Origin of the sequence: Oscillibacter sp. KLE 1745, assembly GCF_000469445.2 — a bacterium.
GTDB lineage: Bacteria > Bacillota > Clostridia > Oscillospirales > Oscillospiraceae > Oscillibacter > Oscillibacter welbionis.
In genome coordinates, this window is the sequence record NZ_KI271749.1 from 30,879 (window position 1) to 41,587 (window position 10,709).

Consider the following 10,709-nt stretch of genomic DNA (forward strand, 5'->3'; position numbering starts at 1 on the left):
GCCCCCCAATGGGGGCGGCCTGCCGTTTTTCTGTGTCACAGCCACTTTTTCTTCTTGAAGTAGATCACCAGCGCCGCCACGATCCCCACGCTCACCAGAATCACCGCCGGGTATCCGTACTTCCAGTGGAGCTCCGGCATCCCCACAAAGTTCATCCCATACCAGCCTACCAGCAGGGTCAGGGGCAGGAACACCGCCGTCACCACGGTGAAGATCTTCATCAGGTCGTTCTGCTGGATGGACAGCTGGGACTGATAGGCCTCCCGCAGTTGGGCCACGGACTCCCGCAGGGACTGGACCGCGTTCAGATACCGCTCCATCCGATTGCCCAAGTTTGCAAAGCGGCGGGTGTTCTGCTTGCCCAGCAGGCTGTTGTCGTTCTCCGCCAGCTCGTCAAAGATGGAATCCAGCTGCTCGTAGTACCGCTTCAGCCGCAGCAGCTCCTGCCGCCAAGCGATGATCCGGTCCAGATACGCCTCATGGGCACCGGTGAGCACCTCTGTCTCCCCATCGCTGATGTCCGCCTCCAGCCGGTCCAGATGGGCCATATCCCCCCTCAGCAGCCGGACGAAGAAGCGGTGGAGCACCTGCTCGTTGGACAGTGCCTCTTCCTCCGGCACCAGCAGGGCCGCCTGGGCGGCGTCCTCCGCTGCGTCGTCCTCACAGAAGACAAACAGGTCCTCCCGGTCCAGATACAGCAGCATCTGGGATGCTGCCGTCCGCTCGCTGCGCACGTCGTACCAGTCAAAGGCGATCAGATCGAAGTCCTCAAAGCCCTCAAACGCTTCGATCTGCCCCTCGTGGATGTAGTCCAGCACCTTGGCGTCCATATAGGGCTCCATCTCCCGGATGCGGGACATGGGCAGTACCTTTCGCATGGCGGTCTCTCTCCTCTCGGTCTCTCACAGGTTTTCCAGGCCGGCGTCCTTGGGCGGCAGGCCGTCATAGAGCCCGGCGCACTTCCACAGTGCCGCGAGAAACCAGATGATGCCCACCAGCAGGGCAATCAGGGCCATCAGTGCCAAAGCGTCCAGCAGCAGGCCGCCCAGCGTTCCGGCGATCTGTGCCGCCAACAGGACAAACCAGGCGGTCCGTGCCGAAGTGCCGTTCAGATCTGTCCCATAATGGGTCTCCATCTCCAAAATGGCCTGGATCACGCTCCAGGAAATATACAGGGCGACCGCCAGAGCAGCCAGCTCCAGGAGCGTACTCAGCCAGTTTGCGCCGGTCACGCCCAGCAAGTCTCCCACCCACAGGATACCCGTGTATATGGCCACAGCCACAGCAAAGGGGCGGAGTTTCCCGAATCGACCGCTCTCTCCCAACAATTCCCCTGCTGCCCGATAGAGTAAGATATAACCCGCAAAGGTCGGCAGCAGATTCAGTGTATGTCCGTTGATTGTCACATAAAAATTGATAAAGATCAAGAAGAACCCCCAAAAGATTCCCTTCACTGCATTTCCTCCTCCCGCTTCTTTTGTACATGCCTTTTTCCGAAATACAGCACCAGCACCCCCGCCGCGATCTTCACGGCGGCGTACAGGGCCGGGAACAGCAGCACACCTGCCGGGAACACGTCAAGCAGATTCACTCCGCCCATCTCCGCCATATCCCAGCCGATCAGACCCGTAAATCCGCCCAGCATCCCCCGGTACGCCAGATAAAACAGCGCCAGCTGCACCAGATCCAATACGCCCCAGGCGATCAGCACCCATCCCAGCAGGTACCATTTCCGCTTGCTAAAGGTCAAAAAACGCTCCACCCAGTCCTTCCGTTCCTGGGGCGGCGGCTGCTTCTCCTCCGGCTCCGTCTGCTCCGGCTGGAGGCGGAGCAGATAGTCTGTTGTCACACCGAAAATATCCGCCAGGGCCACCACTTTGTCCGTCTCCGGCATGGTCTCGTCCCGTTCCCAACGGCTGACGGCCTGCCGACTCACCTGCAGGCGCTCGGCCAGCGCGTCCTGGCTCATGCCGGCTCTCTGCCGGAGGGATTGCAGCTTCTCTCCGAATGTCATAGGCATTCTCCCTTCTCTTGGATGCCTTCAGCTTATCAGGCCGCCCGGTTGCATACCAGCAACCAAGCATGGAAGTTCCGCAATCTCAGATTGCCTTCCTCTCCAACATACCACAACAGGGCTCCCCGCGCAACGGCTCCGGCCCATATTGCAAGAAAAAACCGAGGCACCGGACGTCTCCGCATCCAAGCGCCCCGGCCTATCGGGCGGGCTCCAGCACAATGGGCAGGTCCACGATCTCCAGCCCCCGGCGCATGGCGTACTCCACCGTGTACCGGGTTCCGCCGGGAGACCCGTCAAAGGCGGCGATCAGCAGCGCGGCGTGGTCCACCATATACCGGTCCCGCCGCTGCATACAGGCAGGGGTGTAGCAGGCGGACACCAGGGTCTCAAAGTCACAGGCAGCCACCAGCCGCTCATACCGCCGCCGCTGGTCCGGCGGCCAGGCATCCGCCTGGGAGGGACATGGGACGGCCGCCTCCACCGTCACGTCCGGGTGCATCTGGCGCAGGCGGAGGACGCACTCGCAGAAATACAGGTCACAGCCCAGGGCCATGCCGCAGAGAAAGTGACGGAATCCCTCCTGATAGGCCGCCTCCACCGCGTCTGCGATGCGGGCCTTGAGCGACACGCAGCGCAGGTCCTCCTCGTTATACCGCCATGGCAGCTTACCGGGCCGGTGCCCGGTAAAGCAGCAGGCCGACTGCCGCCCCCGCATGGTCTCCGCCTCCCTCCTTCTGGTCTTTGATTCAGTATAGAACATCCGTTCTTGTTTGTAAAGACCCACGGGAAATTTGCCGTTTTTTCATTTAGGGACTTGCAATTTCTTCCGCGCTGTCATATACTATGGCCAGAAACCAACTGAATACTTTGTCTTCAGGGCGGGGTGAAATTCCCCACTGGCGGTACAGTCCGCGACCGCCTGCGCGTATGCACAGGCGCTGACTCGGTGAAACTCCGGGACCAACAGTTACAGTCTGGATGGAAGAAGATGAGTGCGGCGTGGCCGCGCGTTTGTTCGCGCTCCTGCGTTGCGTGGATCACCTTGGAGAAGCCAAAGCGTCCAGGGTGTTTTCAAGCAACGAAAAGGAGTGTATTTTTATGTCCGAACCCAATGCCAACGCCATCAAGAACCCCTCCCGGCCCGCAACAAACGTCCGAACCATCACCTCCCTGGCCATGCTGGCGGCCATCGCCTATGTGGTGATGCTCCTCAGCAAGATGCTGCCACAGGTGTCCGGCTTCCTGCAGATGGACCTGAAGGACACGGTCATCTGCATCGGCGCCTTCCTCTTCGGACCTCTGTCCGCCGCCGTCATCTCCATCGTGGTGGCCGTGGTGGAGATGTTCACCGTCAGCGACACCGGCCCCATCGGCTGCATCATGAACGTGCTGGCCACCTGCGCCTTCTGCTGCACCGCCGCCTTCGTCTACAAGAAGTTCCACACCCGCAAGGGCGCCGTCATCGGTCTGGCCCTGGGCACTGTTTGCCTCACCGTGGTGATGCTGCTGTGGAACTATCTCATCACGCCCATCTACATGGGAATGGATCGCGAGGAAATCGTGGTCCCCATGCTGATCCCGGTGTTCCTGCCCTTCAACCTGGTGAAGGGCGGCCTGAACATGGCGCTGATCCTGCTGCTCTACAAGCCGGTGGTCACCGCCCTGCGGAAGGCCCGGCTGGTACCGGAGTCCCATGCGCCTGTCGAGGGCAAGGGCAAGCTGAGCGCCGGGTTCCTCCTGTTCTCCCTGGCCCTGCTGGCGACCTTTGTGGTGCTGGCCCTGGTGCTGATGGGGATTCTGTAAATCTGAACACCACAGGCGCGGGGGCGGATACCGTCCCCGCGCCTTTTACTGCGGCCCATATCCGTCCCTCCGCCTCCCTGCGCCGGTATGTCAAAACCTTCCCATCCCTTCTCCCTTTTCAGGAACGAACAGATGTGCTATAATAGAAGTGAGAAAGGAGGCGGGGCCATGGACCGCATCATCCTGCACTGCGATCTGAACAGCTTTTACGCCTCCGTGGAGCTGCGGAGCCGACCAGACCTGCAGAACGTGCCCGTGGCGGTCTGCGGAGATCCCACCTCCCGCCACGGCATCATCCTGGCCAAGAATGAACCGGCGAAAAAATTCGGCGTCCAGACAGCGGAAACCATCTGGCAGGCCAAGAAAAAGTGCCCGGAGCTGGTGCTGCTGCCACCCCACCACAAACTGTACCGGCAGGTCTCCAAAGAGGTCAACACCATCTACGAGCAGTACACGGACCTGGTGGAGCCCTTCGGCATCGATGAGAGCTGGCTGGACGTCACCCATACCCTCCACCTCTTCGGCGGTGATGCCAAGGCCCTGGCAGACCATCTGCGGCAACGGATGAAGCAGGAGATGGGACTGACCCTCTCAGTGGGGGTCTCCTTCAACAAGGTGTTTGCCAAGCTGGGCAGCGACTACCGGAAACCCGACGCCACCACTGTCGTCTCCCGGGAGAACTGGCAGAGGCTGGTCTGGCCTCTGCCGGTGGGGGCGCTGCTGTACGTGGGGGGCGCCGCCCGGAAGATTTTGGCCCAGTTCGGCGTGAAGACCATCGGAGAGCTGGCGGCCTGCAAGCGGGATGCCCTGGAGACCCTGATGGGCAAAATGGGCGTCCAGCTCCACGACTATGCCAACGGGCTGGACACCGATCCAGTCCGCTCCCGGTACGAGCCGGAGATGGTGAAGTCCGTAGGCAACGGCACTACCTTCCCGAAAAACCTCACCACCGCAGAGCAGGTGCGGGGCGGCGTCGCCGTGCTGGCGGACTCCGTGGCCACCCGACTGCGGCACAGCGGGCTGTATGCCGGCGGCGTCCAGGTGACGGTGCGGGATCCCCAGTTCCATGACCGCTCCCGTCAGATGCAGCTCTCCGCCCCCACCCACCTGATCCGGGAGCTGACGGCGGCGGCCATGGACCTGACCGGCCAGCTGTGGAAACCCCCGGCTCCCGTGCGGGCCCTGACTATTACCGCCATCCATCTGGTTCGGTCGGAGGACGCCTATGAACAGGTAGACCTGTTCACAGCCGGGGCGGCGCCCAAAAAAGAAAAACAGGAAAAGCTGGAGGCGGCTATGGACCGCCTCCGTGGAAAGTTCGGGACCGACGTCATCTCCTACGGCGCGGCCCGTCCAGAGAAAGAGGAGGATCCCCTGCCATGACAATAGACGAGGAAAAACAGCAGCTCCGGGCTACGATCCGGCGCCTCAGCGCCCAGCTCCCCTTCCGGTACCGGGAAGCGGCGGACCGGGCCATCGCCCGCCATCTCCTGGCTCTTCCGGAGTATCGCAGTGCCGGAGCGGTGTTCTGCTTCGTCTCCGCCGGGCGGGAGATCGACACCCGTCCCATCCTGGAGCAGACTCTGGCAGACGGCAAGATGCTGTGCATCCCTCTGTGTGTGGCGGATGGCATCATGGAGCTGCGGGCCATCCGCGACCTGAAGGAGCTCTTCCCCGGCGCCTACGGCATTCTGGAGCCTCCGGCAGACAGCCCTGCCCTCTCCCCGGACCAGATCGACCTGGCGGTGATCCCCTGTGTCACCTGCAGCCGGGAGGGCCGCCGGCTGGGGCGGGGCGGCGGCTATTACGACCGCTTCCTGGCCCACTACCGGGGCGCGGCGGTTCTGCTGTGCCGGGAGCGGCTGCTGCGCCAGGAGATCCCCTTCGGCGTCCACGACTATCCCATCCCCTGGGTGCTGACAGAAGCCGGACTTTTTGAGGACGGCACGCCATCCCGGCTGGAATGACTGGGAAAAGGTCCGCCTCCCACAAAATCGTCAAAATATTCCCACTATCTCTACAACATTTTGTGGGGGTATTACCTCTTGTTCCCTTGACAGGTCCCTGGAACTCTGATAAGCTGGAAAAGGCTTATATTTTCCGGAAGACCGGATCACACGAAGGAGGACCCCTGCAATGATCCAGGACATCATGGACTTTCTCTCCCAGGCCGACCCCGAGGTGGGGGCATCTATTCAGAAGGAATTCGACCGGGAGCAGCACAACATTGAGCTGATCGCCTCCGAGAACATCGTCAGCAAGGCCGTCCTGCTGGCCATGGGCACTTGTCTCACCAATAAGTATGCGGAGGGCTATCCCGGAAAGCGGTATTACGGAGGCTGCTATGCCGTGGACGTGACGGAGGAGCTGGCGCGGCAGAGGGCCTGTCAGCTGTTCGGCTGTGCGCACGCCAATGTCCAGCCCCACTCCGGCGCCAACGCCAATCTGGCGGCGTTCTTTGCCCTGCTGCAGCCCGGTGACACAGTGCTCAGTATGAATCTGGCCCATGGCGGCCATCTGAGCCACGGCAGCCCGGTGAACATCTCCGGCAAATATTTCCGCATCGTTCCCTATGGCGTGTCTGACGACACAGAGACCATCGACTACGAGCAGGTGATGGCCATCGCCAAGGAGTGCCGCCCCAAGCTGATCCTGGCAGGGGCCAGCGCCTATCCCCGCACCCTGGACTTTGCCAAGTTCCGGGAGATCGCCGACGCGGTGGGCGCCCGGCTGATGGTGGACATGGCCCACATTGCGGGTCTGGTGGCCGCCGGTGTTCATCCCTCCCCCATCCCCTACGCCGATGTGGTGACCACCACCACCCACAAGACATTGCGGGGTCCCCGGGGCGGCATGATCCTGTGCAATGACGACGACCTGTACAAAAAGATCAACTCCGCCGTGTTCCCCGGCACCCAGGGCGGTCCGCTGGAGCATATCATCGCCGCCAAGGCCGTGTGCTTGGGCGAGGCGCTGAAACCGGAGTTCCGGGCCTATGGGCGGCAGGTGGCCGCCAACGCCGGGGTTCTGGCGGAAAAGCTGATCGAGCAGGGCTTCCGGCTGGTCTCCGGCGGCACGGACAACCATCTGATTCTGGTGGACACCCGGCACTTTGGCCTCACCGGCAAGGAGTATGAGCACCGGCTGGATGAGGTAGGCATCACGGTGAACAAGAACACCATCCCCAACGACCCGGAGAAGCCCTTCGTCACCAGCGGTATCCGGGTAGGCACTCCCGCCGTCACTACCCGGGGCTTCCGGGAGCCGGAGATGGCGGAGATCGCCCGGTGGATGGGCCTCATGGCAAAAGAGGACTATGCGGACCATGCGGAGCAGGTCCGTGCGGAAGTGGCGGAGCTGTGCAAGCGGTTCCCGCTGTATCAGGAGTGAACGAACAAGGCCCGGAGAGTGCTGGCTCTCCGGGCCTTTTGCAGTTATGCCGCCGGGAATTCGTACCATTGTCCGTTCAACTCCAAGCCGGTTACGCTGTCCGGGTCCAGCAGCCGGGGCGACAGCAGGGACAGGTGGCAGAGCGGTACTCTCTGCTCCGACGCCTCCACGAATTCTATGTGGATGGCATGGGTGCCTCTCTGGATCCGCTGGGTCAAAGCATCCTCCATCTCCAGGGCCCTGCCGTCAGTAAAATAAAGTGTCAGCACCTGCTTTGCGAGAAAGTCCTCCTCCCAGGTGACAGCGGACTGGGACTCTTCCAGCCATAGGTCATAAGAGGTCTCTTCCACAGGAAACCAGACTTCCGCCCGCAGGGGCGTCACCACCGCCCGGGTGCCGTCCGGCCAACTGACCTCCCGAACAGGGATCGTGTCATTCATCCGGACATGGAATGCATAGATCTCAATGGGGTGCATCACGCCAGTGTCCCGGTCGTTCAGCATCTTCACCACCAGCTCCACCTCCCGTCCCAGGTAGTTCTCTTCACAATTCTCCTGAGCGTTCTCCGACACCTGCCCGGTGGCCAGAATAAACCGGGCCGTGTTGAGTTCCTTGCCTTGGTCCACCCGCCAGCAGCTGATGACATCCGCCCAGCTTCCGGCGAATAGCAGGGTGTCCTCCATTGCATCATCGATATCGGGGAACGATTCATCATACCGGGCCGTTACCAAGCAGTAGATCACCCGGCCGTCGGTGATGGCATTCTCCAGCGTCAGATCGCAGTGATTCCCCTCCACGGTCTGATCTACCTGGACGGAGCAGGTCTCCAGCATTCCGCCGCTGCCGCCGTCATCCACCACTGGACTCAGCCAGCCCATGCGCTCCGCCGCCACGGCAAAACCACAGGCCAGTACTGCCAGCGCCGCCGCCAGCAACAGCACCCGCTTCCCCAGCCGCCGTTTTCCGGGCCGGTCCAGGGTGCTCTGGCGGATCTGTTCCTCCAGCCCGTCCATAGCCGACTCATAGGCTGCGGGCAGGGCCCAGACCTCCCGCTTTGCCATTGCCCGCAGGCGGGCGTCCAGCTCATCCATAGTCTCCCTCCTTCAAGATGCTCCGCAGCTTCTCACGTGCCCGGCTCAGCCGGACCCGCACCGCCCCCGGGGACGTCCCCACGATCCGGGCGATCTCCTCTGTGGGCAGGTCCTCATAGTAGAACAGCACCACCGCCTCCCGCTGGTCTCGTGGCAAGGTCTGCACCGCCTGCCAAAGGGTATCGTCCCCCGTCTCCCGGCCCGGTATTGCCGGTTCCGTGGGCAGATCATCCAAAGAGACTGTCCGGCCTCGCCGTTGGCAGAGACGCCGGGCCTCATTGGCGGTGATCTTCAGCAGCCACCGGGGCAGCTTCTCCTTTTCCCGCAGCTGAGGATACCGCTCATAGGCCCGGCAGACTGCCTCTGCCACCGCCTCCTGAGCATCGCTGCTGTTCCGGGTGATACTGAAAGCCAGACGGTACAGGCTGGTCCGGCTGTGATGCAGCACTTGGCAGAACCGCTCCCGCTCTTGCTCCGGCAGCGTCATGTCCTTCCCCCCCTTCTCCTGTTCTGCCTGTATGACCCAGCAGCGTGGCAAAATGTTACGGTGTACTCGCAAAAAAGCCGCCTCGCAATGAGGCGGCTCATATTCGCTTCACAGCGGGACGCCGAGGCCCAGCCACAGGACGTTCCGGACCACGCAGTTGGCCAGGAACAGCCCCACTAGGACCATCGGCCAGCGGCGGTCATAGCGCAGGACCCAGCCCCGCTTTCCCCGCAGCCGCCACGCGGTTTGAGAAAACAGATAGATCGCTGCCAGGGCCAGCGTGATCACCACCGGCGTGTGGTACCAGAGAGCCGCGCCTACCCGTCCCTGGGCTAGGGCCATCAGCGCCCGTGTCCCTCCGCAGCCCGGGCAATAGACATGCCAGTGCTCCCAGACCCAGCAGCGGCTGACAGTGGGTGCCCCCAGCGCAAAGCGCCATAGCAGATATAGCAACACCAGAACCGCCAGGGTGATCCAGGCGGTCGGATAGGCCTCCCGGTCTGTCATAGAACCTCTCTGCATAAAATTTCCTCCCTGTAAACAGCAAAAAGGCCGCGCAGCGCGCGGCCCTTTCTCCTTTACTTCAGCAACCGGATCTGTCCCAGCAGAGGAACTGCCTTCTCCTCTCCATTGACAGCGGAGATGAAGCCCATCACCGCGCAGATGAAGCAAAAAATGCCCCACAGCCAGCCGATACATGGAATGAAGCTCAGCAGCCCCGCCAGCCAAATCACCAGCGCTTGATTCAGATGGAATTTCGCGCCCTCCCGGTCGCCCAGTACAAAGGCAATCACCAGACCGATCCAGGTAATATAAGCGACAATACCCGTCGTTTTTGCATCCATAAAAACACCTCTCTTTGGTTCAGTGGGGTTGTCCATAGTGTACCACGGTTTTGGAAAGAATACAAGCCCGCGTCAGGACTCCTCCGGCAGAAGCGGGCTGTACATCATGATGGCCTCATTTGCAAAGAGGAATTCCTCTTCCAGCAGGCCCCCCTCCAGGTCATAGATGCGGCGGTACAGCTCGTTATGCCGCACATATCCGCCCCAGGATGCCTGGTCCATCCGGTGGTTCCTCTCTACGATCTCATAGCGGCAGACCGGAGGTGCCGGGGCCCGCCACTCTCCCTTCAGAACCTGCTTTCCCACCTGGACACAGAGCTGGAAGGGCTGTTCCGTGTCGTTGCGGATCATCAGATCCCGGTGGGGATAGGCGCAGGTGGCGCCGCTGCCGAAGGGCTGGGTCCGGTTGGTATCCGGAAAGACATCGTGAGAGTGACGGTACCGCTCCACTACCGTCAGCGGCGTGTGGAGAGTCATCCAGAAAATCAGATTGGAGAGCTGGCACAGCCCGCCTCCCACATCGCTGCCGATCCGGCCTAGAAACAGCACCATCCCGTCTCGATAGCCCTTCCGGCGGGTGGGCTTTCCGATCAGCCGCCAATAGCTGAAGGTCTCGCCGGGATACAGGACAATCCCATCCAGCCGGGCCACTGCAAGCCGGAGATTAGCCACCTTGTTTTCCTGGAGTTCCTGATCCTCCCCCCGCAGATGGCGGTACAAGGGTGTGGCGTGTGAAATCAGCATATACGGCAGGCGCTCCGTCTGACGCTGTTTGGCCCAGTGAAACCGGGGCGACATCCACAGAAGACGGCGCCGTCCGCCGTAATAGAGTTTTCCCAGACGCAAACGCAGCCAGCTGCGGTGAATGGGCGGCCGGAGCTGTCGATTATTGGGATCTACCATGGGGCCTCCTCCCTATTGCCCAGACCATTCGTAAATAAAGACGAAATTAGAACCTAAAACGATTTTAAAGTGTTCGGTCCAATAAATCCTCACAAAACTGTTACAAACAATAACAAAAAAGAGACAGTCAATTGACTGTCTCTCAGTGTTGGCGCTACCTATCTTCCCGGGCC

General features: G+C 61.5%; 13 protein-coding genes and 1 riboswitch. Of the genes, 4 read left to right on the plus strand and 9 right to left on the minus strand.

Features of this window, described 5'->3' with window-relative positions; translation table 11 throughout:
• Positions 1 to 35: 35 nt before the first annotated feature.
• From HMPREF1546_RS13445 to HMPREF1546_RS13460, 4 genes are all read right to left on the minus strand, one after another.
• Positions 36 to 878, minus strand: a complete 843-nt coding sequence (locus HMPREF1546_RS13445) for a CorA family divalent cation transporter (protein WP_021748743.1) — start codon at positions 876 to 878, stop codon at positions 36 to 38.
• Positions 879 to 902: 24 nt separating this feature from the next.
• Entirely contained in the window at positions 903 to 1,454 is a 552-nt protein-coding gene (locus HMPREF1546_RS13450) for a hypothetical protein (RefSeq protein WP_021748744.1), read from the minus strand.
• Positions 1,451 to 2,014 carry a helix-turn-helix domain-containing protein gene (locus HMPREF1546_RS18950; protein WP_051320036.1) on the minus strand — a complete coding sequence of 188 codons (564 nt, stop codon included), beginning with the start codon at positions 2,012 to 2,014 and terminating at the stop codon, positions 1,451 to 1,453. The genes HMPREF1546_RS13450 and HMPREF1546_RS18950 overlap by 4 nt, the downstream gene beginning before the upstream one ends.
• 199 nt (positions 2,015 to 2,213) lie before the next feature.
• Positions 2,214 to 2,732, minus strand: coding sequence for an SLOG family protein (locus HMPREF1546_RS13460; protein ID WP_051320037.1), 519 nt, complete (start codon positions 2,730 to 2,732; stop codon positions 2,214 to 2,216).
• Between the two features lie 150 nt (positions 2,733 to 2,882).
• Positions 2,883 to 3,011: riboswitch (FMN riboswitch) on the plus strand.
• A 104-nt stretch (positions 3,012 to 3,115) separates the two neighbouring features.
• Between HMPREF1546_RS13460 and HMPREF1546_RS13465 the strand changes: the two genes are divergently transcribed.
• From HMPREF1546_RS13465 to glyA, 4 genes are all read left to right on the plus strand, one after another.
• Positions 3,116 to 3,820: an ECF transporter S component gene (locus HMPREF1546_RS13465; RefSeq protein WP_051320038.1), complete on the plus strand. Its 705-nt coding sequence runs from the start codon at positions 3,116 to 3,118 to the stop codon at positions 3,818 to 3,820.
• A gap of 168 nt (positions 3,821 to 3,988) precedes the next feature.
• A complete protein-coding gene (gene dinB / locus HMPREF1546_RS13470) occupies positions 3,989 to 5,203 on the plus strand; it encodes a DNA polymerase IV (RefSeq protein WP_021748748.1) in 1,215 nt (404 codons plus the stop codon).
• Positions 5,200 to 5,787, plus strand: coding sequence for a 5-formyltetrahydrofolate cyclo-ligase (locus HMPREF1546_RS13475; RefSeq protein WP_021748749.1), 588 nt, complete (start codon positions 5,200 to 5,202; stop codon positions 5,785 to 5,787). The genes dinB and HMPREF1546_RS13475 overlap by 4 nt, the downstream gene beginning before the upstream one ends.
• Before the next feature lie 169 nt (positions 5,788 to 5,956).
• Complete coding sequence (gene glyA, locus HMPREF1546_RS13480; RefSeq protein ID WP_021748751.1) at positions 5,957 to 7,210, plus strand: serine hydroxymethyltransferase; 1,254 nt, start codon at positions 5,957 to 5,959, stop codon at positions 7,208 to 7,210.
• A 44-nt stretch (positions 7,211 to 7,254) separates the two neighbouring features.
• On the opposite strand, the gene HMPREF1546_RS13485 is transcribed toward glyA, so the two are convergent.
• The 5 genes from HMPREF1546_RS13485 to HMPREF1546_RS13505 form a co-directional block, all read right to left on the minus strand.
• The gene (locus tag HMPREF1546_RS13485; protein WP_021748752.1) at positions 7,255 to 8,301 is read right to left on the minus strand and encodes a hypothetical protein; all 1,047 of its coding nucleotides are present in this window, start codon (positions 8,299 to 8,301) and stop codon (positions 7,255 to 7,257) included.
• Positions 8,294 to 8,788 (minus strand): RNA polymerase sigma factor, encoded by a 495-nt coding sequence (locus tag HMPREF1546_RS13490; protein ID WP_025545271.1) that lies wholly within the window; start codon positions 8,786 to 8,788, stop codon positions 8,294 to 8,296. The genes HMPREF1546_RS13485 and HMPREF1546_RS13490 overlap by 8 nt, the downstream gene beginning before the upstream one ends.
• 108 nt (positions 8,789 to 8,896) lie before the next feature.
• Positions 8,897 to 9,310, minus strand: coding sequence for a DUF2752 domain-containing protein (locus HMPREF1546_RS13495; RefSeq protein WP_051320039.1), 414 nt, complete (start codon positions 9,308 to 9,310; stop codon positions 8,897 to 8,899).
• A gap of 56 nt (positions 9,311 to 9,366) precedes the next feature.
• Entirely contained in the window at positions 9,367 to 9,633 is a 267-nt protein-coding gene (locus tag HMPREF1546_RS13500; protein WP_025545273.1) for a hypothetical protein, read from the minus strand.
• Between the two features lie 72 nt (positions 9,634 to 9,705).
• On the minus strand, positions 9,706 to 10,536 hold the full coding sequence (locus tag HMPREF1546_RS13505) for a VanW family protein (RefSeq protein ID WP_036629991.1): 831 nt from the start codon (positions 10,534 to 10,536) through the stop codon (positions 9,706 to 9,708).
• Positions 10,537 to 10,709 lie beyond the last annotated feature (173 nt).